At 76.7% G+C, this 26,101-nt stretch carries 24 protein-coding genes, 1 tRNA gene and 1 riboswitch; of the genes, 14 read left to right on the top strand and 11 right to left on the bottom strand.

From position 1 onward, the window contains the following. Window positions 1-62 precede the first annotated feature (62 nt). The 6 genes from AAHH18_RS05000 (at window position 63) to AAHH18_RS05025 (ending at window position 5,121) form a co-directional block, all read left to right on the top strand. Window positions 63-311 (top strand): acyl carrier protein, encoded by a 249-nt coding sequence (locus tag AAHH18_RS05000; protein WP_146838928.1) that lies wholly within the window; start codon window positions 63-65, stop codon window positions 309-311. A 139-nt stretch (window positions 312-450) separates the two neighbouring features. Beyond that, complete coding sequence (locus AAHH18_RS05005) at window positions 451-1,701, top strand: beta-ketoacyl-[acyl-carrier-protein] synthase family protein (RefSeq protein WP_343300798.1); 1,251 nt, start codon at window positions 451-453, stop codon at window positions 1,699-1,701. Window positions 1,702-1,956: 255 nt separating this feature from the next. Continuing rightward, window positions 1,957-2,460 carry a hypothetical protein gene (locus AAHH18_RS05010; RefSeq protein ID WP_343300799.1) on the top strand — a complete coding sequence of 168 codons (504 nt, stop codon included), beginning with the start codon at window positions 1,957-1,959 and terminating at the stop codon, window positions 2,458-2,460. Next, window positions 2,460-3,272 carry an ABC transporter ATP-binding protein gene (locus AAHH18_RS05015; RefSeq protein WP_343300800.1) on the top strand — a complete coding sequence of 271 codons (813 nt, stop codon included), beginning with the start codon at window positions 2,460-2,462 and terminating at the stop codon, window positions 3,270-3,272. The genes AAHH18_RS05010 and AAHH18_RS05015 overlap by 1 nt, the downstream gene beginning before the upstream one ends. Next, window positions 3,269-4,507 (top strand): hypothetical protein, encoded by a 1,239-nt coding sequence (locus AAHH18_RS05020; protein WP_343300801.1) that lies wholly within the window; start codon window positions 3,269-3,271, stop codon window positions 4,505-4,507. The genes AAHH18_RS05015 and AAHH18_RS05020 overlap by 4 nt, the downstream gene beginning before the upstream one ends. Next, window positions 4,489-5,121, top strand: a complete 633-nt coding sequence (locus AAHH18_RS05025) for a hypothetical protein (protein ID WP_343300802.1) — start codon at window positions 4,489-4,491, stop codon at window positions 5,119-5,121. Before AAHH18_RS05020 ends, AAHH18_RS05025 begins: the two co-directional genes overlap by 19 nt. 25 nt (window positions 5,122-5,146) lie before the next feature. Here AAHH18_RS05025 and AAHH18_RS05030 read toward each other — a convergent pair whose 3' ends face one another. The 5 genes from AAHH18_RS05030 to def all read right to left on the bottom strand — a co-directional run bounded on the left by AAHH18_RS05030 (window position 5,147) and on the right by def (window position 9,349). Continuing rightward, window positions 5,147-6,655, bottom strand: a complete 1,509-nt coding sequence (locus AAHH18_RS05030) for an FAD-dependent oxidoreductase (protein WP_343300803.1) — start codon at window positions 6,653-6,655, stop codon at window positions 5,147-5,149. After that, a complete protein-coding gene (locus tag AAHH18_RS05035; protein ID WP_343300804.1) occupies window positions 6,652-7,536 on the bottom strand; it encodes an FAD:protein FMN transferase in 885 nt (294 codons plus the stop codon). Before AAHH18_RS05035 ends, AAHH18_RS05030 begins: the two co-directional genes overlap by 4 nt. Then, window positions 7,523-7,984: an FMN-binding protein gene (locus AAHH18_RS05040; protein WP_343300805.1), complete on the bottom strand. Its 462-nt coding sequence runs from the start codon at window positions 7,982-7,984 to the stop codon at window positions 7,523-7,525. The genes AAHH18_RS05035 and AAHH18_RS05040 overlap by 14 nt, the downstream gene beginning before the upstream one ends. A gap of 228 nt (window positions 7,985-8,212) precedes the next feature. Further along, entirely contained in the window at window positions 8,213-8,710 is a 498-nt protein-coding gene (locus AAHH18_RS05045) for a DUF3145 domain-containing protein (RefSeq protein ID WP_222172023.1), read from the bottom strand. Window positions 8,711-8,863: 153 nt separating this feature from the next. Continuing rightward, the gene (gene def / locus AAHH18_RS05050; RefSeq protein ID WP_203668872.1) at window positions 8,864-9,349 is read right to left on the bottom strand and encodes a peptide deformylase; all 486 of its coding nucleotides are present in this window, start codon (window positions 9,347-9,349) and stop codon (window positions 8,864-8,866) included. A gap of 139 nt (window positions 9,350-9,488) precedes the next feature. Here def and AAHH18_RS05055 point away from each other — a divergent pair, with 139 nt between their 5' ends. The 3 genes from AAHH18_RS05055 to AAHH18_RS05065 are packed head-to-tail and all read left to right on the top strand — an operon-like array spanning window position 9,489 to window position 13,174. Continuing rightward, window positions 9,489-10,367: an AAA family ATPase gene (locus AAHH18_RS05055; protein WP_343300806.1), complete on the top strand. Its 879-nt coding sequence runs from the start codon at window positions 9,489-9,491 to the stop codon at window positions 10,365-10,367. 16 nt (window positions 10,368-10,383) lie between these two features. Beyond that, window positions 10,384-12,549, top strand: a complete 2,166-nt coding sequence (locus AAHH18_RS05060; protein ID WP_343300807.1) for a YhgE/Pip domain-containing protein — start codon at window positions 10,384-10,386, stop codon at window positions 12,547-12,549. 13 nt (window positions 12,550-12,562) lie between these two features. Beyond that, window positions 12,563-13,174 (top strand): TetR/AcrR family transcriptional regulator, encoded by a 612-nt coding sequence (locus AAHH18_RS05065; RefSeq protein WP_343300808.1) that lies wholly within the window; start codon window positions 12,563-12,565, stop codon window positions 13,172-13,174. Window positions 13,175-13,269: 95 nt separating this feature from the next. Here AAHH18_RS05065 and AAHH18_RS05070 read toward each other — a convergent pair whose 3' ends face one another. The 5 genes from AAHH18_RS05070 to AAHH18_RS05090 all read right to left on the bottom strand — a co-directional run bounded on the left by AAHH18_RS05070 (window position 13,270) and on the right by AAHH18_RS05090 (window position 21,287). Continuing rightward, on the bottom strand, window positions 13,270-13,494 hold the full coding sequence (locus AAHH18_RS05070; RefSeq protein ID WP_283320714.1) for a BldC family transcriptional regulator: 225 nt from the start codon (window positions 13,492-13,494) through the stop codon (window positions 13,270-13,272). 16 nt (window positions 13,495-13,510) lie between these two features. After that, window positions 13,511-13,585, bottom strand: a riboswitch (cyclic di-GMP riboswitch). Window positions 13,586-13,693: 108 nt separating this feature from the next. Further along, window positions 13,694-14,398 (bottom strand): response regulator transcription factor, encoded by a 705-nt coding sequence (locus AAHH18_RS05075; RefSeq protein ID WP_343300809.1) that lies wholly within the window; start codon window positions 14,396-14,398, stop codon window positions 13,694-13,696. Then, on the bottom strand, window positions 14,395-17,037 hold the full coding sequence (locus AAHH18_RS05080) for a DUF4118 domain-containing protein (protein ID WP_343300810.1): 2,643 nt from the start codon (window positions 17,035-17,037) through the stop codon (window positions 14,395-14,397). Before AAHH18_RS05080 ends, AAHH18_RS05075 begins: the two co-directional genes overlap by 4 nt. A gap of 275 nt (window positions 17,038-17,312) precedes the next feature. Continuing rightward, window positions 17,313-19,913, bottom strand: a complete 2,601-nt coding sequence (locus tag AAHH18_RS05085; RefSeq protein ID WP_343300811.1) for a hypothetical protein — start codon at window positions 19,911-19,913, stop codon at window positions 17,313-17,315. 180 nt (window positions 19,914-20,093) lie between these two features. Further along, window positions 20,094-21,287, bottom strand: coding sequence for a hypothetical protein (locus AAHH18_RS05090; protein WP_343300812.1), 1,194 nt, complete (start codon window positions 21,285-21,287; stop codon window positions 20,094-20,096). 362 nt (window positions 21,288-21,649) lie between these two features. Between AAHH18_RS05090 and AAHH18_RS05095 the strand changes: the two genes are divergently transcribed. The 5 genes from AAHH18_RS05095 to AAHH18_RS05115 all read left to right on the top strand — a co-directional run bounded on the left by AAHH18_RS05095 (window position 21,650) and on the right by AAHH18_RS05115 (window position 25,892). Then, the gene (locus tag AAHH18_RS05095; RefSeq protein ID WP_283320719.1) at window positions 21,650-22,291 is read left to right on the top strand and encodes a hypothetical protein; all 642 of its coding nucleotides are present in this window, start codon (window positions 21,650-21,652) and stop codon (window positions 22,289-22,291) included. An 84-nt stretch (window positions 22,292-22,375) separates the two neighbouring features. Then, a complete protein-coding gene (locus AAHH18_RS05100) occupies window positions 22,376-23,059 on the top strand; it encodes a hypothetical protein (RefSeq protein ID WP_343300813.1) in 684 nt (227 codons plus the stop codon). Window positions 23,060-23,161: 102 nt separating this feature from the next. Then, complete coding sequence (locus tag AAHH18_RS05105; protein WP_343300814.1) at window positions 23,162-24,616, top strand: RCC1 domain-containing protein; 1,455 nt, start codon at window positions 23,162-23,164, stop codon at window positions 24,614-24,616. After that, complete coding sequence (locus AAHH18_RS05110; RefSeq protein ID WP_343300815.1) at window positions 24,613-25,305, top strand: hypothetical protein; 693 nt, start codon at window positions 24,613-24,615, stop codon at window positions 25,303-25,305. Before AAHH18_RS05105 ends, AAHH18_RS05110 begins: the two co-directional genes overlap by 4 nt. Next, window positions 25,302-25,892: a signal peptidase I gene (locus tag AAHH18_RS05115; RefSeq protein ID WP_343300816.1), complete on the top strand. Its 591-nt coding sequence runs from the start codon at window positions 25,302-25,304 to the stop codon at window positions 25,890-25,892. Before AAHH18_RS05110 ends, AAHH18_RS05115 begins: the two co-directional genes overlap by 4 nt. A gap of 79 nt (window positions 25,893-25,971) precedes the next feature. Here the strand turns inward: AAHH18_RS05115 and AAHH18_RS05120 are convergent. Continuing rightward, a tRNA-Asn gene (locus AAHH18_RS05120) sits at window positions 25,972-26,044 on the bottom strand. Window positions 26,045-26,101 lie beyond the last annotated feature (57 nt).

A 26,101-nucleotide genomic window follows, 5' to 3' on the forward strand; every position in this document is an offset into this window, starting at 1 on the left:
ATCGACCGCACGACCGTCGCCGCACCCCCGGTGCGGCGCAGCACACACCCAAGGAGACACCGATGGCGCACAGCGAGCAGGAGATCCTGGCCGGTCTGGCCGAGATCGTCAGCGAGGAGACCGGCCTGCCGACCGACTCGGTCCTGCCCGAGAAGTCGTTCACGGACGACCTCGACATCGACTCGCTGTCGATGATGACGATCGTCACGCTGGCCGAGGAGAAGTTCGAGGTCCGCATCCCCGACGACGAGGTCAAGAACCTCGCGACCGTCGGCGACGCGGTGTCGTTCATCTCGAACGCCCAGGCCTGAGGCTCACCGACCGGGGTCCGCGCCGCGCGCCGGCCACGCGCCGGCGTCGTGGGAGCCGTCCAGGCACCCGCGGCGCGGACCCCGGTCGCGTCCCGGCACACCCGTCACCCCCGTCACCCGACACCCACAGGAGCACCCGATGAGCTCTCCGAGCAGCACGCGAGTCGTCGTCACCGGCCTCGGCGCCACGACCCCGCTCGGCGGGGACGTCCCGAGCACCTGGCAGGCCGCCCTGGCGGGCACGTCGGGCGCGCGGACCCTCGACAACGACTGGGCCGAGACGTACGGGCTGCCGGTCGACTTCGCCGCGACCCTCGCGGTGCGCCCGGAGGAGGTCCTCCCCCGGCCCGAGATCAAGAAGATGGACCCGTCCGCGCAGTACGCGATCATCGCGTCGCGTGAGGCGTGGGCCGACGCCGGCGCCCCGGAGGTCGAGCCCGAGCGCCTCGGCGTCGTCGTGTCGTCCGGCATCGGCGGCATCTGGACGACCCTCGACGCGTGGGACACGCTGCGCGAGAAGGGCGCCCGCCGCGTCCTGCCGATGACCGTCCCCATGCTCATGCCGAACTCGCCGTCCGCGTACGTCGAGCTGGAGTTCGGTGCCCGCGCCGGCGCGCACGCGCTGGTGTCGGCCTGCGCGTCCGGCGCCGAGGCGATCGGCTACGGCGTCGAGATGATCCGCAGCGGCCGCGCCGACGTCGTGATCGCCGGCGGCACCGAGGCGACGATCCACCCGATGCCGATGGCGGCGTTCGCCGCGTCGCGCACCCTGTCGACCCGCACCGACGACCCGGCCCGCGCCTCGCGCCCGTACGACGTGGACCGCGACGGATTCGTCATCGGCGAGGGCTCCGGCATCGTCGTGCTGGAGTCCGCGGAGCACGCGGCCGCCCGCGGCGCCACCGTCTACGCGGAGGTCGCGGGCGTCGGCCTGTCCTCCGACGGCTACCACATCACCTCCCCCGAGCCGACCGGCCGCGGCCAGATCGCCGCCATGCGGATGGCGCTGTCGGACGCCGGCGTCGCGACGTCCGACGTCAAGCACGTCAACGCCCACGCGACCTCGACGGTCGTCGGCGACCTCATCGAGGCCCGTGGCGTCCGCGAGACGCTCGGCGCGGACGCGGACGCCGTCGCCCTGTCGGCGACCAAGTCGATGACCGGCCACCTGCTCGGCGGCGCCGGCGCCCTGGAGACGGTGTTCTCCGTGCTGGCCGTGCGCGACCGCCAGGCGCCCCCGACGATCAACGTCGAGAAGCCCGACCCGGAGCTCGTGCTCGACCTGGTGCGCGACACTCCCCGGGCCCTGCCCGCCGGCGACATCGCGGTGGTGAACAACTCGTTCGGCTTCGGGGGCCACAACGTGGCCCTGGTGGTCACGAACGCCTGAGCCCGGCAGGCTGCCGCCGGGCCGCCGCGCCACGGACGCGGCGGCCCGGTACTCACCGACCGACCCTCCGGTACCCCGTCCGTGGCCGCGGACCCTCGATCCGGGCCGTCGCCGCCCCTGATCCTGCCCGGCGACCACCCTGACCTGCCGTCGGTCGTTGCCCCGCCCAGCCACGCACCACAGCGTGGGGTCAGTGCCCGCACTGCGGCACGGCCGGTTGACGGCGACCGGCCCGGGACGGACGGGGAGGTCACCATGGCACACCGCTCACTCGCACGAGGCGTCCGGTACCGCGCGGCGTCGGCCGTGGCGACGGGGGTCATCGCTCTCGTCCTCGGCTCGGCCGCGGGCGCGGCGGCGCTGAGCACGGGGACGCTGGAGGTTCGGTCCGGGACCTCGGTCGTGGCCTCGGGGAGCGCGACCGTGTTCCGGGGCTGGTCGGCCGCGGCCGGAGGCAACCTGCACTCGGCGTCCTTCACTGTGCGCGACCGCTCGGCGTCGGACGGCCGGGCAGCTTACGGGCAGATCACGGGGTCGCACCAGCAGCAGGTCTGGCGGGCCTACCCGGGTGGGAAGTCGCTCCTGGTGATGACGACGGTCGCGGACGGGTCCGCGCAGACATCGCGGACCACGTCGACACTGACCGAGGGCGTGTCGGTCCGGGCGTCGGCGAACAACACGGGCATCTGGTCCACGCACGCGAAGATCTGCGTCGACATCGCATGGGCTCCGGACGCCTGCACGGGCACGACGTTCTGATGTCCGGCGGCCAGCCCCTCGCCGCCCGCGGCCTCGGGCGCGAGTACCGCGGGGTGACGGCGCTCGCGCCCCTCGACCACGAGTGGGGACCGGGTGTGCATGGCGTCCTCGGGCCGAACGGTGCCGGGAAGAGCACGCTGCTCGGCATGCTCGCCGGCACGGTCCGACCCAGCACGGGATACGTGGCGCGCGGAGGCGTGGACCTGAGCACGACCCGGCTGAGAGCCGCGCTGCGGCGCGACGTGGGCCTCCTGCCGCAGGAGCCCGGCTGGCCCGGAGAGTTCACGGCCTCCGAGCTCGTGTCCTACGTGGGCCGGCTGCGCGGCCTGGGGCGTCGGCGAGCCGCGGAGCGCACCGCCGAGGTGCTCCACGAGGTGGGGCTGGCGGCGAAGGCCGGCGTCCCGATCGGGCGACTGTCCGGGGGCGAGCGGCGCCGGGCATTCCTCGCCCAGGCCGTCGTGCACGACCCCGGTCTGGTGATCCTCGACGAGCCGACGTCCGGCCTCGATCCCGTGCAGCGGCTGCGCGTGCGGCAGCTCGTGGTCAGGCTGGCGCAGCACCGCACGGTGCTGCTGTCGACGCACCTGGTGGAGGACGTGGTCCGGTGCGCAGGCTCCGTCCTGGTGCTGGACGCCGGCCGTCGGGTGTGGTCCGGCACCCCGGACGACCTCGTCGGGCGCTCCTCGGCAGGCGTGACGGGCGACGGAGCCCATGGCGCCACCGGCATCCTGTCAGCAGCGGAGGCCGCACTGCTCGCGCTGCTCGACGGCGCTCCCGTGGCCGACGACCCCGACGCCGGGGCGGTGCCGTGAGACGCGGGTGGGCGGTCGCGCTCCTCCCGGTCGGCCTGGCCGGTGTCCTCGTCCTGTCCTCCCGGTTCCCCGTGCGCGACAGCGCCCTGTGGGCCGTCGACGCCGCACTGACGCAGGTCATCGTGCTGTGGCCGGTGGTCGCCGGGCTGGCGGCGGCGGACGCGATCCGGCTCCGCCGCAGCGGCGCCGAGGAGCTGCTGAGGTCGGCACCCGTCGCCGCCCGCGCGCGGCTGCTGCTGGGACGCAGCGCCGGGATCGCTGCCTGGGCGTGCCTCGGGCTGCTGCTGAGCGTGCTGGGAGCGGCCTCGCTGGCGGCGGCCGGGTCCCCGCCGCCCTGGTCGGCGCGGCGCGATGTGCTCCTCGCGCTGGCGGGTGTCGGAGCCGCGGCGACGGTCGGGACCGCGATGGGCTCCGCGCCGGGCCTGCGGGGTCAGTGGGTGGTACCCCCGCTCGTCGCCGCGATCGGCTACGCCGCGCTCGCACTCGATCTCGGCGGCGCGTCGCGCCTCGTCGCGTTCACGGGGGCGACGGACGCGTCGGTCACGGCGATCGAGGTCCGCACGAGCGTGCTCGTCGCCCAGCTGGTCGTGCTGCTCGTCGGCGCCGTCGTCGCGATCGCCGCTGTGGTCGCGTCCTGCGGCGGCGGGGTCCCCGCGGTGGCGGCGGCCCTGGCGGCCGCGCTCCTGGCGGTCCCCGCGGCGAGCGCCTGGCGCGACCAGGTCGACGGCGGTGTCCACGCCTGGTCGGACGCGGCCGGGTGGCCGTGCGCGGAGGCAGGTGACGACGCCCGCGTCTGCCTGCCGCCGGACCAGTCGCGCGACCTCCGCCGGCTCGCCGCCGAGGTAGCCCCGCTCGACGCCCGGCTCCGCGAGCTGGACCCGGCGATCGGCGCGCTCCGGTACCAGCCGGGCGACCCGGGCGCGCCCCGGCCCGCCATCGTCGTGGTCGGCCCGCCGATCGGCGACGCGGCCCGCCCCGACGGCCTCACGTGGGACGTCGTGCTCGGCGCATCGCGCTGCGCGGACGAGGGCGGGCGCGCGTGGACGGACGGCGACCTGACCGCCCGGGTGCAGGCCGAGGTGACCGTCGCGCGGTGGCTCTCGCCGTCGGTCGACGTCTCCGGCCTCGTCGGCGCGTGGGCCCGGGCCGGAGCGGCGCCCGTCGGGACGTCGCCCGGCCTCGAGGAGGCCCGCGCCGCCCTCGTCGTGCTGAGGTCGTGCCGGGGCGCCTGGTGACCGCCCGGCAGAGGTCGCTGCCGGCGCTGTTCGTGGTGTCCCGCGGCGGCGCGCGCCCGGTCGTCGCCGCGGTCGCCGCCGCCGCGCTCGTGGTGGGCTGGGTGCCGCTCGGCCTGCGGAACGTCCCGCTGGCCGACGGCGTCGCCCTCGTGACGCTCGGGGTCTGCTCCGTCCTTCCCGCCCTCTGCTGCCTCGGCTCGCTCGTCCCACCGGGACGCGGCGTGGAGGCGACGCTGCCGCGCGGCCGGCTCGCCGGGCTCCGCGCGTCGTGGGCACTCGCGCTGACGGTCGCCGTCCTCGGCACCGGAGCCGCGGTGGGCGCGGTCCGGGGTCTGGACCCCGACAGCACCGTCCTCGTGCTGCGCAGCGGCCTGCTCGGGCTCGGGGCGGTCCTGGTCAGCGCCGTGCTGCTCCCGCCGGCCGCCGCGTGGTTGCCGCTCGCCCTGTTCGCGATGGTCAGCTGGCTCGCGGGCTCCCGTGACCTGGCCGGGACCGCGCGGTGGTGGGCGGTGCTGAGCCACCACCCGGGCAGCACCCCGGCCGCCGGCCTCGCCCTTGCCCTGTGGCTCGCCGGCGTCGCCGCGTACTCGCGGTGGGACGCTCGCGGGAGATGACGCGGCCGGGTGCCGCCGTCGGCCGTCAGTACCCGCTGAACGCGTCCGTCCGCACGCGCCGCACCCCGGCTCGGCGCAGCAGCGCCCGGGTGTCGTCGACCATCGCCGGCGGGCCGGAGACGTAGGCGTCGCGCTGGTCGAGGTCGGGTACCGCCTCGGTGAGCACCTCGGCCGAGAGCCGGCGCTCCCCCAGGTGCCGCCAGCCGTCGGGCAGCCCGTCGAGCTCCGGCGTCGGGGACAGCACGAGGACGCGCGCACCGGCGGCGCGGGCGGCGTCCGCGTACGCGAGGTCCGCGTGGTCGGACACGGAGTAGAGCAGCACGACGTCGCGGCGCTCGCCCGCGGAGGCGGCAGCGGCGAGCTGCGCGGCGAACGGGGTGATGCCGATGCCCCCCGCCACCAGCAGCAGCGGCCGCGCCGGGTCGTCCGGCAGGACGAAGTCGCCCCCGAGGCCGGTCGCGCGGACCCGGGAACCGACGGGGAGGGCGACGAGCGCGCGCTTGAACGTGCTGGCGCGCTCGGGGACGGTGAGGGCCACGGTCAGCTCGCCGGCGGCCGGCGCGGACGACACGCTGAACACCCGGCGGCTGCCGCGGGCGTCCGGGCGGGGGTGCGGGACGGTCAGCTCCACGTACTGGCCCGGCACGTACCGCACCGGCCGGTCCGCCCTGAACGCGAGCTCCACGGTGCGCGGGGTCAGCCGCGTCTGCCGGGTCAGCGTGAGCCGCACGGCGCCGCGCTGCCCCCACGCGAACGCCAGCAGGTTGCCCACCACGAGGGCAGCCTCGGGTGTCGAGTACAGCGGCCCGACGTGGTACGACACCGCCAGCAGCGCCCCGACGACGCCTGCCTCCACGAGCTGCTGCCACCGCCGCGGCGGCAGCGTCAGCGGCTCGGTCAGCATCACGCCGCCGAGGAACAGGATCGGGTAGGACACGAACGCGGTGCCCAGCGCGTCGGTGACCGCGGCGCCCTCCACGACCTGGCGCAGGGTGACGGCGAGGACGGCGACGACCACGAAGGTCCCGACGAGGGCGTAGCGACGCGTCCGCACGACGACGACCAGCGTCAGCAGCAGGACGGGCACCAGCAGCCACCGGTCCGCGACCCACCACGTCGTCGCGTCCCACCCGGTGAGCCCGGCGAGCAGCGCGCCCGCGGCGGCGGGGTTCAGCACGTGCCGGCCGCGCCAGGCGAGCAGGTACTTGGAGGCGTTCGCCAGCAGGGCGGCGAGCGCGAGCGTCCCGAGCGAGCGGACCTCGAGCGCCGGCCAGAACAGGAACAGCAGGATCAGCCCGGTGATGACCGCCGACTCGGTGTGCGGGCGGGTCCGGAACGCCGCCGCCAGCCCCCAGGCGCTCGCCACGGACACCGCGACGGCGACGACGGCGCTGACGAGGATCGGCAGCGGCTCGACGAACAGCCGGCCGGCGAGGGAGAGCACGAGCGCGCAGACGGCCAGCGCCGCCAGGCCGAGCGTCAGGAGCCGGTACATCGTCACGCGGCCGAGCCGCTCCTCCACGACGCCGATCACGCGAACACCTCCCCGTCCAGGTCGAGCGACCACCGCACGCTCCCGTCGCCGCGCAGCACGACGTAGCGCACGCCGAAGCGCGAGGCGACCAGGTCGGGCTCGGCGAAGAACAGCGCGGTGGCGGCGAGGTCGGCGGCGAGCGCGGTCGGTCCGAGCGCCCACGTGGCGCGGACGTCCGAGGTCGGGGCGCCGGTCCGGGCGTCGACGACGTGGTGCACGCCCTCGCCCCACGCCCGGCGGTTGGTGGCGGAACCGCACAGCGCGCCGTCGGCGAGCCGCACCACCCCGATCGCCCGCGTCGGGTCGCGGGGGTCCTCCAGCGCGACGGTCAGCGGCTCGGGGACGGCCGCCCGCAGGTCACCGCCGGCGTCGACGACGTGCTCGGTGACTCCGTGCTCGGCGAGCACGCCGGCGACGAGGTCGACGAGGTAGCCCTTGCCGCCCGCGCCCACGTCGATCAGCGCGGGCGCCCCGAGCGTGAGCGTGCTGCCGTCGCGGCGCGCGGTGGTCCGCCACGGCGGGGCGGGCGTGGTGAGCAGCGCGCCGTCGGCGTCCCGGCGCGGCCGCAGCGAGTACGACGCGTCGTAGCCGAGCTCCTCGAGCGAGCGGCCGACCAGCGGGTCGACGGCCCCCGTGGTGCAGCGCTCGGCGACGTCGTACGCGTCGAGCAGCGGCCCGGCGTCGTCGGGCAGCCGGTACGTCCCCGCGCCGCCCCGGGCGACCTCGCTGACCCAGGAGTCGTCGCGGAACCGGGACCAGTCGCAGTCGAACCGCGCGATCCGCGCGTGCACCGCCGCGAGGACGTCCGCCCCGAGCGGCTCCGGGGTCTCGAGCTGCCAGTGCGTCCCGATCGCCTGGAAGGCGACGCTAGGCCGCGGCATCGGCGCGGATCTCGTCGAGCGCCGCGTTGAAGCCGTCGCCGGTCAGCGACGAGCCCGAGACCTTGTCGACCGACAGGCCGGCGAGCTCCTGGCCGACGACGACGTCCGCGATCCCCGAGGCGAACTCCTCCTGGAACCGCGCGGCGTTGCCGCCGGTGGCCTCCGGCGTGACGGTGACGTCGGTGACGACGCCGTCCGCGACGGTGAGCTCGACCTGGATCGACTCCTGACCGCCGGGGGTGCTGTACGAGCCCTCGGCGTCGTAGGTGCCGTCGGCGAGGTCGCCGGAGGCGGTGGACGAGCCGCCCGCTCCCGTGCCCGCGCTCGCGTCGGCGGCGGGGGCGTCGTCCTCGGTGGCGGCGTCGGCGTCACCGCACGCGGCGAGCGCGACGACGACGGAGAGTCCGGACAGCAGGCCGAGCGTGCGGCGTCGGACGGAAGGCGCCATGGTCGTGACCTCCTGGAGCGGGCCCGGTCCCCCGGGCTGGTTGAAACCGAACGGATCGGCGAGGACGTCCGACGCTAGGCACGGTTCCTGCGAACCGCCTGGGAACGGGCACGGCGTTCGACGGGAGGACGCGCGACGTCCTCCTCCCCCGGAGGGCAGGAGGACGTGCGGTGGCCGCCCGGGGCGGCCCCGCGCCACGCCGGCGGCGGCCCCGGAACCGAGCAGGTCTCAGCCGACGCGGTGCAGCCAGCGCACGGGCGCGCCGGCCCCGGCGTACCGGAACGGCTCCAGCTCGTCGTCCCACGACTGCCCGAGGGCGAGCGCGAGCTCCTCGCGCAGCAGCCGGGCGTCGCCCTGGTCGAGCGCGGCGCGGATCCGGTCCTCCGGGACGACGACGTTGCCGTGCACGTCGGTCTGCGCGTGGAAGATGCCGAGCTCCGGCGTGTGGCTCCAGCGGGCGCCGTCGCTGCCGTGGCTGGCGTCCTCGGTCACCTCGTAGCGCAGGTGCGTCCAGCCGCGCAGCGCCGAGGCCAGGCGCGCGCCCGTGCCCTGGGCGCCCTGCCACGAGTGCTCGGCGCGGAACATGCCCGGAGCAGCCGGCTGCTCCGTCCAGTCCATGGACACGCGCGAGCCCAGCACGTTGCCCGCCGCCCACTCGAGGTGCGGGCAGAGCGCGCGCGGCGCTGAGTGCACGAAAAGAACACCGCGGGTGATCGCACCTGCCATGTCATCCCTCCCGGATCGGCTCGAGGTTCGCCTTCCCCAACGACCTCGTCCCGCCCGGTGACGCACGGTTCGGTGCACGGCTCTCGCGGCGTGCAGTGCCCAGCATGCCCGATGCGGGGCGTCCGCACCAGCGTCCGCCCCGCTCCGGGAGTGTCAGAGCGTCTCGCGGATGGCCCGCATGGCCTTCTTGCGGACGGACCGGTCGAGCCGGTCGATGTAGAGGTGCCCGTCCAGGTGGTCGACCTCGTGCTGCAGGCAGCGGGCCATGAGCTCGACGCCCTCGACGACGACCTCCTTGCCGTCCAGGTCGGTGCCGACGACGCGGGCGTACCAGGCGCGGCGCGTCGGGAACCACAGGTCCGGCACGGACAGGCAGCCCTCGTCGCCGTCCTGGTAGTCCTCGGAGAGCTCGACGATCGTCGGGTTGAGCACGTAGCCGAGCTCGTCGTCGATGTTCCAGGAGAACGCGCGCAGGCCGACGCCGATCTGGTTGGCGGCGAGCCCGGCGCGGCCGTCGTGGTCGACGGTCTCGAGGAGGTCCTCGACCAGGCCCTTCACCCGGGCGTCGATCGTGGTCACCGGCTCGCACGGGGTGCGCAGCACCGGGTCACCCACCACGCGGATCTCTCTCATCGCCATGCCGCGATTCTTCCATGCCCGCGCTGTGATCCGCGGAACAGGCGGCCGCCGTGACACGGGCCACCCTGTCGTCCTATCTTTGCACTGACCGGTCAGTGCAAACGACACCGACCGCGCGGCACGACCGACCGGAGGACCCGTGACCACCCCGCACGACCACCCGCAGCGCGCAGCCGGCGCACCGCGGCGCCACCGCACGACGCCGCCGTCGCCGACCACCACGCCCACCCCGGCGCCCGGTCCGGCGCCCGCGCCCGCCGCGACGGCCACCGCCGTGGACGCGACCCCCGCCGGCGCCCCCGGCACGGACCACGCGACCACCGTCCTGGCGGTGCACGCCGAGCAGCTGCGGCTGCACGGGCGGCGCGGCGTCGTCTACGGGCCGGTCGACCTCGAGGTGCCGACCGGCACGCTCGCGGTCGTGCAGGGCCCGCAGGGCGGCGGCCGCTCCAGCCTGCTGCTCACGCTGGCCGGCCGGATGGTGCCCGACGAGGGCTCCCGGCTGACCGTGCTCGGCGAAGCGCTCCCCCGCCGCCGGACGGCCGTGCAGCGGCGCGCCGCGCTGGCCGGGTTCGCGGGCATCGACGACCTCGACGAGTCCGTCACCGTCGGCGACGTCGTGCGCGAGCGCCTCGCGTGGCTGAGCCCGTGGTACCGCCGGACGCCGCGCGTCGACCAGCGGACGTTCGCGCGCCTCGCCGGTCCGGTGTTCGGCGAGCGGCCGCTGCCGCGCACCGGCACGCTCGTGTGGGACCTCGACGAGGTCGACGCGATGCTGCTGCGGGTCACCCTCGCGACCGCCCAGCACCCGGACCTGCTCGTCGTCGACGACGTCGACCAGGTGCACGACTCCCGGCGCCGGCAGACCGTGTGGACCCGGCTCGAGGCGCTCGCCGCCGCCGGCACCACCGTCGTGGCCTCCGTCGCCTCCCTCGACGAGGTCGCCCGCATGCAGTGGGCGACGCTCCCCCAGCAGATCACCCTCGCCACCGGGCCCCACGCGGTGCCCGCCGCCTGAAGCAGGACGTCACCCCATGCTCTCGTTCACCTCCACCGGCACCGAGCTGCGCCGGTTCCGCCGCGGGCTGCTGCCCCGCCTCGCCGTCGGCGCGATGGTCCTCGTGCCGCTGCTGTACGGCGCCCTGTACCTCTGGGCGTTCTGGGACCCGACCGGGAACCTCGACCGCCTGCCGGTCGCGCTGGTCGACGCCGACGAGGGCGCGACCGTCGACGACGAGCCGCTGCACGCCGGCGCGCAGGTCACCGACCAGCTGCTGGAGTCCGACGACCTCGACTGGCGCGAGACGGACGCCGACGCGGCCGCCGCCGGGGTCGCCGACGGCACCTACTACTTCGCCGTGACGATCCCGTCGGACTTCTCCGCGGACATCGCGTCCGCCGGGGGCGACGCCCCGACCGACGCGCGCATCGAGGTCACGTACAACGACGCGAACTCGTTCCTGGCCTCGACCCTCGGTCGCACCGCCATGGCGCAGGTGCAGTCCGCGGTGTCGTCCTCGATCGGCGAGCAGGCGGTCGACCGCGTCCTCGTCGGCCTCGGGTCCGCCCGCGACGGGTTCGCGACCGCCGCCGACGGCGCCCTGACGCTGCGCGCGGCCAGCGGTGACCTGTCGACCGGCGCCCACCAGGTGGCCGACGGCGCGGTCTCCGCCGCCGACGGCGCCTCCCGCCTCGCGGACGGCTCGCAGACCCTCGCCGCCGGGACGGACTCGCTGGCCGGCGGCGCGACGCAGCTCTCCTCCGGGGCCGCCACCCTGGCGGACGGGGCGGGGCGGACCGCCACCGGCGCGACCACGCTCGCGGACGGCGCCGGCCGGCTCGCGCAGGGCGCGCAGGACGCGGTCACCTCGACCGTCCCGCTCGTGGACGGCGCGAAGGCCGTCAGCGCCGGCGTCGACGAGCTCGCCGCGTCGACCCGGACGAACGCCGCCGCGTCGCAGACGCTCACGGCCGCGCTCACGACCCTCCAGGCCTCGCTCACCACCGTCGCCCAGCAGAACGCGCAGGCCGGCGACCTCGCCACCGCCGGCGGGATCCAGCAGGCGCTGACCACGCTGGGCACCACCGTGGAGGGGCTCGACCTGCCCACGGCCGCGGAGCAGCAGGCCGCCCTCGCCCGCCTCGCGACGCTCGAGCAGGGCGCGCACGACCTCAGCGCCGGGGCCGCCGACCTGCACGCGGGCCTCGGCACGCTCGCCGGCAAGGCGGGCGAGCTCGCGGCCGGCGCCTCCCAGGTGGCCGACGGCACGCAGCAGGTCTCCGCCGGGGCGTCCCAGCTCGCGGCCGGCGCGGGCACGCTGGCCGGCGGCGCCACGCAGCTGCAGAGCGGGTCGCACGACCTCGCGGACGGCGCCGCGGAGCTCGCCGGCGGGACCAGCACGCTCGCCCAGGGCGCCGGGCAGGTCGCCGACGGCACCGACCAGGTCGGTGACGGCGCGCAGCAGCTCGCCGACGGCCTGGAGGACGGGGCCGCGCAGATCCCGGACGACTCCGACGCCACACGCACCGACCGGGCCGAGGTGCTGGCCTCGCCGGTCGCGCTGGACTCCTCGGACGTGGCCCGCGCGGAGGGCTTCGGCGAGGGCTTCGCGCCGTTCTTCATCCCGCTCGCCCTGTTCGTCGGCGCGCTCATCACGTGGCTGCTGCTGCGGCCGGTGCCCACGCGCGCCCTCGGGACGCCCGTGGCCGGCTGGCGCACCGCGGTCGCCGGGTTCCTGCCCGCGCTCGCGATCGGCGTCGCCCAGGTCGCGGTCATGCTCGGCGTGATCCACTGGGGCGTCGGCCTGCAGCTCGACACGGCGGTCGGCACGATCGGGTTCACCCTGCTCGTCGCCGCGACGTTCCTCGCGCTGCAGCAGATGCTCATGGCGGTGCTCGGCCCGGCCGCCGGGAAGGTCGCGGTGCTGGCCCTGCTCATGCTCCAGCTCGCGTCGTCCGGCGGCACGTACCCGGTGGAGACCACGCCGGCGTTCTTCCGGGCCATCCACCCGCTGCTGCCCATGAGCTACGCGGTGACCGGCCTGCGCCAGACGATCACGGGCGGCGCCGACGGCCGGCTGTGGCTGTCGGTCGCGGTGCTCGGCGCCGTGCTCGTCGGGTCGCTCGCGATCACCTCGTGGCGGGCCGGGCGGCTGCGGACGTGGACGCTCGCCCGCCTGCACCCCGCGCTGTCGATCTGACAGGCTGGGCACCATGAGCACCACGCCCGGCCCGGCCGACCCGCGATCGTCGGCCGGGCCGCGGCGCGTCGACGACCCGCGGCGCGGCACCCGCGACGCCATCATCGACTCCACGGTCGCCCTCATCGCCGACCGCGGGTTCTCCGCCACGTCGGTCGACGACATCGCGGCTCACGCCGGCGTCGCCAAGGGCAGCGTCTACTACAACTTCGGGTCCAAGGCCGCGCTGTTCGAGGCGGTCATCGTCGAGGGCGTCGAGCGCCTGACCGCCGACCTCCGCGGCGCCGCCGAGGGCCGCACCGGCCGGGACGCCGTCGGCGCGCTGGTCCACGAGCTGCTCGCGCAGATCCAGGCGCACCCCGACTTCGCCAAGCTGCTGGTGGCCGAGGTCTTCCGCACCGGTCGCGACTGGCAGGACGCCGTCCGGCAGGTGCGCGACCGGTCGTTCGCGGTGTTCGCGGAGGTCGTGGCGGCGTCCTGGCCGCACCGGGACCCGTCGATGACCGCCGCGGCCATGTTCGGCGCGACGCTCGTCGCAGGGCTGGAGTGGCTGGCGTTCCAGCCCGAGCGCACCGTCGCGGACGTCCGGCGGGCCGTGCTGGCCACGCTGCTCGACCCGCTGTAGCCCGCGGTCGCCCGGTGCGCCGGGCGTACGAGCCACGAACGGCGACGGGCCCCCGAGCTTCTGCTCGGGGGCCCGTCGGCGTCAGGGGTGGCGGCTCAGAAGCGGCCGGCCTGCTGCGGGACCGCGCCCAGCAGCTCCATCACCTCGGACTCGAGGAACCGGCGGTGGCCGCCGAGGGTGCGGACGGCGGACAGCTTGCCGGCCTGCGCCCAGCGCGTGACCGTCTTCGGGTCCACGCGGAACATCACCGCGACCTCGCCCGGCGTGAGCAGGGAGGACGTCGCCTGCGTGGGGAGCTGGGCCTCGAGGGGGTACGTCATGATGACTCCTTGTCGGTTCGGTAGCCCGGCTGACCCCAGGGGTCCCGTGGCTTTGCGTCCCTGCCTCGCAGCAGGTTTGCCGTTGTCGCTCAACGGGGAGAACTATACAGAAACCGGACAGAACGGCAAGTACCGCCCGAGTTCGGACAGTCGCAGCAGGTCACGCGTGTGCACGCTCACATGCTGGACACCTCACCGGTCAGGCGGCCCCGCCGGACGGGTCGAACCGGTAGCCCATCCCCGGCTCCGTGAGCAGGTACCGCGGCGCCGAGGGGTCCGGCTCCAGCTTCTTGCGCAGCTGCGACAGGTACAGGCGCAGGTACCCGGTGTCCGTGACGTGCTCCGAGCCCCAGATCTCCCGCAGCAGGGTCTGCCGCGTCACCAGGCGACCCGCGTGGCGCACGAGGATCTCCAGGATCCGCCACTCCGTCGGCGTCAGCCGCACCGGCTCCGGCGGGCTGCCGTCCCGGGTGGCCGTCGTGGCCGTCAGGTCGATCGTCACCGCACCGAGGCGCACGAGCGGCTCCGCGTCGGCACCCGGCGGGGCCGAGGCGCGCCGCGTCAGGGCGCGGATGCGCGCCAGCAGCTCGTCGACGCCGAAGGGCTTGGTCACGTAGTCGTCGGCGCCCGCGTCCAGCGCCTCGACCTTGTCGGCCGACCCCGTGCGCCCGGAGAGCACCAGGATCGGCGCGCTCGTCCAGCCCCGCAGCCCCGCGATCACCTCCACGCCGTCCAGGCGCGGCATGCCCAGGTCCAGCAGGTACAGGTCCGGCTTGTGCTCGATCGCCTGGTTCAGGGCGCTCGTGCCGTCCGTGGCCGTGAGGATCTCGTAGCCGCGGGCGCGCAACGTGATGCGCAGCGCGCGCAGGATCTGCGGGTCGTCGTCGGCGATGAGGATCTTCACGCGGTGCCCTCCTGCGCGGTGCGGGCGTCGGCCGCGGCGACCTGCCGCAGCGCGACCACCATGGTGAGACCGCCGCCCGGCGTGTCCTCCGGGACGAGCGTGCCGCCCATCCCCTCGGCGAAGCCCCGCGACAGCGCGAGGCCCAGGCCCAGGCCGGTCGTGTTGTCGGTGTCCCCCAGGCGCTGGAAGGGCACGAACAGGTCCGCCCGCCGGTCGGGCGGCACACCCGGGCCGTGGTCGACGACCCGGACCTCGACCCGGTCGGCGAACGCGCTCGTCTGCACGCGGACCGGCGTGCGCGGCGGGCTGGCGTGCACCGCGTTCGCCAGCACGTTCACCAGCACCCGCCGCAGCAGCGCCGGGTCCGCCGACACGGCGGGCAGCGCGGGGTCGAGCTCGAGGTGCACGACGTCCGGGCCCAGCGCGAGCTCGTCCAGGGCGGCCAGCACCACGTCGTCGACGTCCGTCGGCCGGCACTCGACGCCCAGCGCGCCGGCTTGCAGCCGGCTCGCGTCCAGCAGGTCGGTCACCAGACCGGTCAGCGTCGCCAGGCTCTCCTCCGCGGTCGCGAGCAGCTCCTCCCGGTCGGCCGGCGACCAGTCGACGTCCCGCGCGCGCAGGCTGCTCACGGCGGTCGTGGCGGCCGTGAGGGGGCGGCGCAGGTCGTGGCTCACGGCCGAGAGCAGGGCGCTGCGCACCTGGTCCGTCTCCCGCAGCGGGCCGATCGCGTCGGCGGTGCGGCTGAGCCGCTGGTGCTCGAGGGCCGCCGCGATCTGCGTGACGACGACGCCCAGCAGGCGGTTGCCGGAGCCGTCGACGTCGGGGACGGCGGCGGAGGTCCGGGCCGGGGCCGCGGAGCCGCCCGCGGCGGGGGCGGGCGCGGACGGGACCCTGCCCGGGGTGGACGCTCCGCGCGGGTCGCGCGCTCCGCGCGACGACCTCGCGCAGCCGGGGTCGAGGTCCAGGACGGTGTGCTCGTCCACGGGGAGGTGCGGCGACCCGGGGCGCACCGTGCCGGACTGCGCGAGCACGTCCTCCCCGGACCGGAGGCGGACTCCGGCCAGCCCGAACGCCTCCTGCGCGCGCTCGACGAGGGCCCGCAGGGTGTCCTGCCCGCGCAGCACGCCCCCGGCGACCGTCGCGATGAGCTCGGACTCCGCGCGGGCGCGCTGCGCGGCACGGGTGCGACGCGCGGCGAGGTCCACGACCGAGCTGACCAGCAGGCCGTTCGCGACGTAGAGCGCCAGCGCGAGCGCGTGCACCGGCTCGCTGACCGTCACCGTGTGCGTCGGCTCGACGAACAGGTAGTTCAGCGTCAGCCCGGACAGCAGCGCGGTCAGGAGGGCTGGCCACAGCCCGCCGACCAGTGCCGTCACCACGACGAGCAGCTGGTACGCCAGGACGTCGCTCGCCAGCGACGCGTCGCTGCGGCCCGCCACCAGGACGGCCGTGAGCAGCGGCCCGAGCACCACCGAGAGCGCGAAGCCGAGCACCCGGCGGCGCGCGGTCAGCGCCCCCGAGAACGCCCCCGCGACGCGCGGCAGCGGCAGACGGCGCCCGGCCGCGGCGTGGTTGACCAGGTGCACGTCGATCGCACCGGCTCTCCGGATGACCGTCGACCCGGTGCCGGGTCCGGTGAGCGCCGCCTTCAGCCAGCTGCGGCGGCTGAGGCCGATGACGAGCTGGGTGGCGTCGTGGTCCCGCGCGAACTGGACCAGCGCGGTCGCGACGTCCTCCCCCACCACCTGGTGGAACGTGCCGCCGAGCTGCTCGGTGAGCGCCGCCTGCTCCGTGAGCGCCCCCGGGTCGCCGTCCCGCAGACCGGTCTGCGCGCTGACGTGCACCGCCAGCAGCTCACCACCCGCGGACCTCGCCGCGATGCGCGCGCCGCGCCGCAGGAGCGTCTCGCCCTCGGCACCGCCCGTCAGCGCGACGACGACCCGCTCGCGTGCCTCCCACGGCGCGTCGATGGCGTGCTCGGCGCGGTACGTGCGCAGGGCCGAGTCGACCTCGTCGGCCAGCCACAGCAGCGCGAGCTCCCGCAGGGCCGTGAGGTTCCCGAGCCGGAAGTAGTTCGACAGCGCCGCGTCCACGCGCTCGGCGGGGTAGACGTTGCCCTCGGCCAGGCGGTCGCGCAGGGACTGCGGGGCGAGGTCGACGAGCTCCACGTCGTCGGCGGCCCGCAGCACCGCGTCGGGCACGGTCTCCCGCTGCGGGACCCCAGTGATGGTGCGCACCACGTCGTTGAGCGACTCGATGTGCTGGATGTTGACGGTGGTCACGACGTGGATCCCGGCGGCCAGCAGCTCCGAGACGTCCTGCCAGCGCTTCGCGTGGCGCGACCCGGGGGCGTTGGTGTGCGCGAGCTCGTCGACCAGCGCGACCTGCGGGCGGCGCGCCAGCACGGCGTCCAGGTCCATCTCGGACAGCCGGACGCCGCGGTGCTCGACGACGGTCCGCGGCACGACCTCGAGCCCGCCCAGCAGGCCCGCCGTCGCGGCGCGACCGTGGGTCTCGACGACCGCCACCACGACGTCCTTGCCGTCGGCGCGCATGTCGTGCCCCGCCTCGAGCATCGCGTACGTCTTGCCGACGCCCGGGGCAGCGCCCAGCAGGACCCGCAACCGACCCCGCGCCATCCGTCCGTCCTCCGGTCCTGCGCACCGAGGGCGGGTGCCGGCCCTGCGGCCGCGCGGGGCGCCCAGGTCCCCGCGGGGATCGTAGTCGCGCGGGCCGGGAGGTGGCGCAGCCGGCGCGTCCGGGACGTCCGGCCCGTTCGGCCCGTCCGGCGCACCCGGGACGTCCGGCGCACTCGGCACATCCGGCGCACCCGGCACATCCGGCGCACCCGGCACGCGACGCGATGCCGCCAGCCGGCCCGTCGCGGTGGTGCGACGGGCCGGCCGGTGCTGCCTCACGCCGCCGCGTCGAGGGCGCGCCGGACACGTGCCCGGTGCACCAGCGCCGCCACCCCGCCGGTCACCAGGAGCAGCGCCGCCGCTCCGGCGGTCACCGCGTCGGCCCCGGTCACGGCGAGCGGCGGTGCGTCCGCCACCGGCGTGCCCGGCGGGGGCGGCGCGGTGGGCGGGGACGTCGGCGTGGCCGGGGGCGGACCCACGGTCAGCGTCTCGGACTCCTCGCCGCAGCGACCGGCGGACAGCTCGGTCCCGTCGGGCGCGGTGGTGCGCTCCACGAAGCCGTAGGTGCCCGGCTCGGTGGTGCGGTAGGCGTCCGTCCGGTACCCGCCCGCCCCGTCGGACAGCGGCACCGTGGCCGTCCACACCGGTTCCCGGCAGACGAGGTCCTCCCCCGGCGGCGAGTGGAAGAGGTCGACGGTCGCCAGCGTGCCGTCGGGAACGGTCCCGCGGACCGTGAGGACGTCCCACACCTCGGTGCCGGCGACGGGGCCTTCGGCCGCCGCGTGGGCGGTGGTGCGGACCGTCACGTCCTCGGTGACCGTCGTCGTCTCGGCCGGCGCCCCGCACTCGCCGCGGTCCAGCACGGTGCCGTCGGCGCGGGTCAGCGTCTCGACCCAGTGCACGAGCCCGGCCCGGTCGGGCGCGGGCGCGTCGCCCGAGTCGTAGTACCCCGCGCCACGGACCTCGACCGGCTCGGAGGTCCACAGCAGCGTGCCGGCGTCGCAGACCGGGACGGCTCCCGGCTCGTGCGGGCCGTACGCCTCGAACACGAGGTGGTCGCCGGGCTTGGTGGTGCCCGTGACCAGGGCGGTGTCCCGCATCGTCCCGCCGGCCGGCGCCGCGTCCTGGGCCTGCGTCACGGCCTGCGGCGGGACGACGACCTCCGGGGACCCGGGGACGTAGAAGACCTCGCGCAGGTCGTCGAACGGGCTGACGAACGGCGCCACGCGGGCGTCGCCGGCGAACGCGTACACGAACACGAAGTAGTCGCCGCCCGGGTGGGTCGCCGTGGCCGGGGCGACGATCGGCCGGGCCGGGTCGTAGCCCACGTCGTAGCGGCCGTCGACCGCCGCGACCGTTCCCTGCCAGTGCACGGGGGCGTCCTGCGGGACCACCGGCCCGTCGGGCAGCGCCGGCAGCGGTCCGTACACGGTGACCGTCGCCTCGCCCAGGTCGGGCTCCCACGGCCCGAGGCCGCCGAACCCGCCGTGGTCGTCCGGGTAGCCCGAGACGGTGATCCGGTCGAACGCCCGGCCTCCCGGCGCCACGTTGAACTCGCGCGTCTGCGACTCGTGGCGCAGCTCGAACGGGTTCACGGAGGTCTCGACCGCCTCGAAGAAGGGCGCCCGGAAGTCCTCGCGCACGTGCTGCGCGAACCGGCCGGCGTCGGCCTTCCGGATGGTCACCACGGCCGTGTAGAAGCCGGCACGGGTCGCCCGGACGGTGCCCGGGGTCGTCACCGTGCCCGGGCCGTCCGCCACGACCCGCACGGTCCCCGCGACGGGGGCGCCCGAAGGCGGCGCGGCGGACTGCGGCAGCGGCGCGTCGAAGGGGCCGTACCAGGTCACCTCGGCGGGGACGTCCACGGGGTCGCCGTCGATCTCGACCCACCAGTCGCCCGGTGCCGCGCTGAACTCGACGCGGTCGACCAGCGGGTCCCCGTCCGCCACGCGCACCTCCTGGACCGTCGTGGTCGCGCGCGGCCGGAAGTCGTCGACGACGGGGAACGACGGCCCCGGCACGACCACCTCCCGGGGGTCGCTGCCGGGGCGGTTGCCGTAGGTGAGCTGGTCCTGCCGGTCGCCCGCCATGTCGAGGACCGTGATCGTCGTGCGCCACAGGTCCGCGAACTCGACGCGGTACCCGACGTCACCGGTGCCGGTCGCCGTCCACGTGAGCGTGACCGGGTCGGCGGTCGTGGTGCCCTCGTACGTCCGCGTCCCGCTCGCGTCGAGCACCGCCGGGCCGGTCAGGGTCACCGTGAACCGCGCCCCGACGACCGGCTGCCCGGACGCCGACCGCAGCGCGATGCCGGTGATCGAGCCGGTGCGCCGGCCCTCACCGGTCACCGCGCCCGCCTGGCCCGCGAACGGCCCGGCGGACGCCGCCGCCTCGGCCAGCAGGGCGTCCGCGCGGTCCTTCACCGCCTGCGGGGTCGCCGCCGCGATGAGCGCGCGGGCCGCGACCGCGTCGCCGCCCGCGAGCACGCCGGGCCGCTCGTGGCGCTGGTGCGCGGCGTACCCGATCGCGGCCTGCGTCAGGTCGTCGGCGTCGAACCGGTGCCGGGCGAGGAGCGCGGCGAGCACCGGGTCGTGGACGTGGTCGGTGCCGACCGGCACGTCGGCCGGACCGGAGGCGAGGACGCGGCCCTGCAGGCAGTAGCCGTGCTCGTCCGAGACGGCCGTGCCCTCGAGCGGCCCGAGGCGGACGGGTCCGTGGCCGTCCGGGTGGATGACGACGCCGTGCGCCGGGACGGCGGCGGAGGCGGCGGGCGGGACCGCCACGGTGGCGGACGCGGCCAGCGCGGCGACGGCGAGGGCGGCGCCGAGCAGCGCGGCCGGCCGTCTCGGGGCGTGCCAGGATGGACGTGCTTGCATGTCAGGTCTCCAGAAGGGCTGTCGAGCGGGCAGAGGGGTCCGGTGTGCCAGCACCGGGCCCCTCACGGACGAGGTGGGAGGTCGGCGGTCAGGTCACGGCGCCTCCTCGTCCAGGGGCGGCGGCCGACGACGGCCCCGATCTCGCCCGGCCGGAGGCGTGGGCGCGACGTCGTCGCGGTGTCAGCACTCCCACGACGCACCGAACTCGTCGCCGCACCACGCACCGCCCTCGGTCTCCACGACCGTCGTCCAGCCCGGAGGCAGCGCCGGGGTGCCGCCGGGAGGCCCGGGCACCGGCGTGGTCGACGGCGTCCCGGACGCCGGGGCCCCGCCCGTGGCGTCCGGGACGTCGGCCGCCGCGCCCCCGCCGCCGCCACGCCCGGTCGCCGACCCGGATCCGCCCCCGGCCGGCCGGGCCGGGACCCGCGCCGCGCGCTCCGCCGCCTCGAGCTCCGCCGCACGTCGGTCCTGCTCCGCCTGCCAGGCGCTCTCGGACGCCGCGACCGCGGCGCGCGCCGTCGTGAGCCGCTCGACGTGCGAGCGCAGGGCGGCGGTCTCCTCCCGGAGCGCCGTCGCACGCGCCTCCGCCGCGGCGAGCACGGCCCGGGCACGGCCGCCGACGCGCGGTGCCGGACGAGCGGCAGCCGGTCGCCCCGCGGACGCTGCGACGACGCGGGCGCCCCCGGAGCCGTGCTGCCGGGCGGCGCCGGCCTCGTCGACCGCCGCCCGCAGGGCCGCTCGCGGCGTGTCGTCCAGCACCCTGCCCTCGGACGCGGCGAGTGCCGTCCCCGCCTCCGCGACGGCGGCACCGAGGCTCGCGTGGGCCGCCATGCGCTCGGCGGTCGCGGTGGCGAGGAGCCAGCGCGCGTGCTCCGCCCGCACCGCCGCCGTCGCCTCCGTGAGCGCCGCGCCGCGCGCGCGGAGGGCACCGGCCCGCCGCCCGGCCTGCTCCGCCCGCGCCTGCCGCGACCCGTCCTCCGGGGGGTCCGACGGCGGCAGCCCGACCAGGAGCGCGGCCAGGTCGCGCCGCAGTCGCCCGTCGTCCACCCGCCCGGCCGAGGCCGCGAGCGCCGCGCTGCCGTCCCGCCGGGCGACGGCGAGCGTGGCCGCCGCGCGGTCGAGCTCGGTGAGGGCGGTCTCGAGCCCGCGGGCCCGGCCGGCGTCCCAGCGGACCAGCGCGACCGTCGCGACGAGGACCGCCGCGAGGAGGACCGCCAGGGCCACGGCGGCGCGGCGGCGCCCCGGCGGTGGCGACGACGCGCCGCGCTGCGGCAGGGCCCGACCGGGGCGGTCGGCACCGTCCGCCTGGTCGGGGACGGCACGGGGGTCGGGTGCGTCCACGTGCCCGGACGGCACGGGGTGGGGTGCGCTCAAGGATCGCTCCGAGGTCGAGGTCGGGTGAGCGCGGCTGAGGTCCCGACAGTACCCACCGCCCCCGGAACCACCCCAGCGGGGGCCTCGCGCCTGTGGACCACGGCCACCCGCGCGGTCCGCAGCCGGACCGCGCGGCACCACGGAGACCGGCCCGGCACCACTGAGCAGGAGCCCCTGCCCCGTGCGCCGACCCACCAACCGGGCGCCGTCCGGCGCTCCGACCTGCGGTGACGCCACCCGCCGCTCGTCGCGACGGCCCGTCTACCTACGCATGGCGCGGGTCACACGGGGCAGCACCGCCCCCGGCGGGCCTACTGGAGTCGACCCCGGAACGACCGGGACGGATCCCCCAGGAGGACCCCATGACCGCACAGAGCACCGACGACCGCTCGCGCCGCCGCAAGGCCCTCGTGGCCTGGGGCGCCCTCGCCGGCGTCGCCGCCCTCGCCACCACCGCCGCGTTCACCGACGTGGCCCGCCTGCAGATCGGCAGCAACGGCCTCGGCGGCGCGGACAGCAGCTACAACATCCAGGTCGGCGCCACCGACGCCCAGGGGCAGTTCGTCCCGGGCTGGCAGGAGGCGTCCGGCACGGCCGTGCCGATCGCGCTCGACGGCGCCGAGTCGCTGTTCCCGGGCTCCGGGCCGATCAGCGTCGACATCCCCGTCCGGAACGACTCCCCGACGTACCCGTCGACGCTCGCTCTCGAGCTGGCGGACCTGCCCGGCGGCGGCGCGACCGACGCCGACTACCTGTCGAGCCTGCGGTTCGACGTGCACATGCCGGCCACCTCGCGCGAGGCGGCGCAGGTCAGCGCGACCAGCATGACGTTCGGCGAGCTCTCCCACCTCGTCCTGAACCAGCTGGCGCCGGGCGAGGAGAGCACCGTGAAGCTCAGCGTCAGCCTGCTGACGCAGGCCGAGTCGGGTGCCTCGTTCGACGACAACTCCCTGTCCGGGAAGGGCGCCTACCTGCAGGCGTCGCTGAACGGCTCGTCCATCTGACACCCGCCCCGCCGGCGGCCCGGGCACCCGACCCGGCCGCCGGCGCGGCCCGCACCCCGACCCGACGCCCCAGGAGGAGGACAGATGCGCACCACGGCCCCTCGCCGCACCGCGGCCCCGGCGCGTCCCGGCACCTCCCGCCCGGCGCCCGCCACCGCACGTCCCGCCGGCGGGGCCCGGCACCGTGCCCCCGGCCCGGCACGACGTCCCCGCCGGGCGCTGCTCGCCCTCGGCGGCCTCGCCGGCGCCGTCGCGCTGGCCGCCGGGACGTCGATCACGCACGCCGCGTTCACCGACGCCGCGGAGGCCGACCTGGGCACCGTGGGCGGCGCGTACGACATCGCGCTCGTCGACGGCACCGGGGCGACCGTCCAGGGCGACGACCACCCGCTCGTGGTGGACTCCGTCGTCCCGGGTCCCGACGGCGCGACGGCGATCGAGGTGGACGTGGTGACCACCACCGCCGCGACCGGCACCGTGACGCTGACCGTCGAGAACGCCCGCCCGGCACCCCTGCCGGCCGACCCGGGCGTCCCCGGCCCGGGCGCCGACCCGTACGACGTCGCCCGGTTCACCGTGTCGGTGGACGGCCGGGTCGTCGCGTCGGAGCCCGCCGCGGGCCTCGGCGCCCTCACGATCACCGGCTTCGAGACCGGTGTCCCCCGCCGCGTCCAGGTGGCCGCGACGCTCGAGCCCGCGCTCGGCAACCCCTACTACTCCGGTCGGGCGATGGTGCTCGGCCTCCGGTTCGACGGGACGACCGCCTGACGGGCGTCTCCGCGCCCGCCGGCCGCCCGCACCGCCCCGCACCGCCCCGCACGCCGCCACGCCACGCCCGACCACCCCGCCCGCACGCCCGAAGGAGGAACCGTGACTCACCGCCGCATCCGCCGCGCCCTGGCCGCCGTCGCCGGTCTCGCCGTCGTCGTGCCCGCCGTCGCCGTCGGCACCACCACCGCCGCCTACGTCGACCGCGCCGAGGCGGTCACCGAGGTGTTCCGCTCCCCCACCACCCGCTTCGTCCCGCAGCAGACGTTCCTCGCCGGCACCGCGACCGCGCTCCAGGACGACGGCACCGTCGCCGTCTGGGGCTACCGCGGCGGCGGCCTGGCCGGCACCGGCGTCGCGACCGTCGACTCCGCGGCGCCCGTGAGCCTCGTGACGCTGCCCTCCGACGGGCACCCCGACGGCGCGCGCCGCGCGGTGAAGCTCGCCGGCGTGAGTCTCGACAACTACTTCGCCGCGGACGCCGCCTACACCGGCCTGGCCGCGCTCTCCGACGACGGCCGCGTCTACACGTGGGGCGGGAACCAGACGGTGCACGTCATGGGCCGCACCGGCGGCGCCGTGCCGTTCACGAAGCCGGGGCAGGTCGCGATCCCGGGCACCGTGGTGGACCTGGTGTCCTCCGCGTCGGTGTTCATGGCCCTGACCTCGACCGGCGACCTGTACACCTGGGGCTACCCGCAGGCGCGCGGCGTCACCGGTCAGGGCTCGCTGACGGCGTCGTCGGCCGCGCCCGCCCGCATCCTGACGGGCGTGCACTCGATCGGCGCCGGCGTCTGGAACGGCTGGGCCGTGCGCGGCAACACCGTCGCGGGCGACCCGTCGACGGGCGTGCTGTGGTGGGGCTGGGCCAACAGCGCCGCGTCCTACGCCGGTTCACCGTCGGGCGACGACGTCCAGGTGAGCCACGGGACCCCGACGCAGTCGGTCGCCCTGTCGCAGCACACCACCAGCGGCTGCGAGGCCGTGGGCGTGGTCGCCGGCTCGCCGCAGGACACGTGCGGCATCCGGTCGCTGACGGGGCACTACTACGGCAGCCAGGCCGTGCTGGCCGACGGCACCCTGCTGACGTGGGGCAACCACGTCGAGTGGGGCACCGCCCGCGCGGACGGCGGCCTCGTCGCCAACAACCGCCCCACCGCCGTGACGCTGGCCCCGGGCGTCACCGCCGTGCAGGTCGCGGCGACCGAGGACTACGTGCTCGTCCGGGGCAGCGACAGCCTCGTGTACGTCTGGGGCCGGTACTCCTACGCCTGGGGCCCGCACCCCACGACCGGTGCGACCTCCGCGGCGAACATCCGCGTCCCCACCCGCATCGCCGCGCTCGGTCCCGTCGAGCACGTCGTGGGCTTCGGGTACTCCGGTGCGGCGCTGCGCGGCGACGGGACGATCGTGCTGTGGGGCGGCACCACCCAGGGCGGCAGCCACAACACCTACCACCTGGTGCGTGACGGCTTCGCGTCCGCCCGGCCGTCCACGGCCACGTCGCACGGCCTGACCGAGCTGGTCATGCCGGGCACCGAGCGGGCCGCCGGATGAGCCGCCACGTCGCACCCCGCCGCCGCGACCGGCGGGCCGCCCGCCGCACCGGCCTGATCGCGCTCGTCGCCACGACGGTCGTCACGGCGGCCGTGCTCGGCACCACCGCGTTCACGGCCGCGTCGTACACCGACGAGGCGCACCTGGGCCTCGGGACGGCGGGCGTCGGCTCGGCCGAGCCGTTCGACGTCGTGCTGCTCGCGGCCGACGGGACGGTCCACCAGGCCGCCCCGGGGACGCCGCTGCCGCTCGACCTGCCGGATCACGACCAGCTCGTGCCCGGGCGCACCGTCGGTGCGACGCTCCGGGTCGCGAACAACCACCCCGACATCGCCGCCGCGGTCTCCGCGACGCTCGCCGCGGAGCCCGTGCCGGGCACCCCGGACATCACCCCGTTCCTGCGGGTGACGGTGCTGGCCGAGGACGGGACCGTGCTGCTCGGCTCCGGCGCCGACCGGCCCCAGGACGGCGCCCGGCCGGGTACCGCCGCCGACCTGGGCACGCTCGCCCCGCGCGGCGCCGAGCCGCTGCCGGACGCCGGCGCGTGGCTCGACGCGGAGCCCCGCTCCGTCACCAGCCTGACCGTCCACGTGCACCTGCTGGACGACCCCGCCACCGAGGCCCTCAACGGGGGCCAGGCGCACCTGACCGCCCGTCTCGACGCCACGTCCACCGAGGAGGACGCGTGACCACCGCCGCCATCACCCCCGCCGCCCTGCCGACGACCCGCCGCGCGCGGCGCACGACCGCCGCGACCCGCAGCCCGGGCCTCGCCGCCCGCCTGGCGGTGCGGGCCCAGCGCCTGCTGCTGAACCTCGCCGCCGCCGTCGGCGTGCTGAGCCTGCTCGCCGTCGCCGCCTGCCTGGCCCTGGGCGTGCGGCCCGCGGTCGTCGTCTCCGGCTCGATGGCCCCCGGCATCCCCGTCGGTGCCGTCACCCTCGCGCGCTCCGTCCCCGCGGACTCGGTGGCCGTCGGCGACGTCGTCACCGTGCCCCGCACCGACGGCCGCGGGCTCGTCACCCACCGCGTCATCGGGACGACTCCCCTGCCCGGCGGCGTCGCGGGCGCCACCGAGCTGCGGCTGCAGGGCGACGCGAACACCGAGCCCGACGCCCAGCCGTACGCGGTCGCGGAGGTCGGGCAGGTGCTCGGCTCGGTGCCGCACGTCGGGTACGCGGTGGTCGCCCTGCAGGAGAACCTGGTGGCCGTCGTGGCCGGGCTGCTCGCGCTGACCGCGCTCGTGACGTTCCCGGCACGGGCGGCGACGCGGCGCTGACGTGCACGGTCGTCGCCCGGGACGACGGCCCGGAGACGCAGGAGACCCCCGCCAGCGGCTCGCTGACGGGGGTCGGGTGCTCCCTCGACTGGACTCGAACCAGTAACCGTCCGATTAACAGTCGGATGCTCTGCCAATTGAGCTACGAGGGATCGCGCGGGAAGAACTCTAGCAGCCCGCCGGGGGTGCTCCGGACACCGGCGCAGGCG

The sequence above is a fragment of the Cellulomonas olei genome (genome assembly GCF_039548315.1).
Taxonomy (GTDB): domain Bacteria; phylum Actinomycetota; class Actinomycetes; order Actinomycetales; family Cellulomonadaceae; genus Cellulomonas.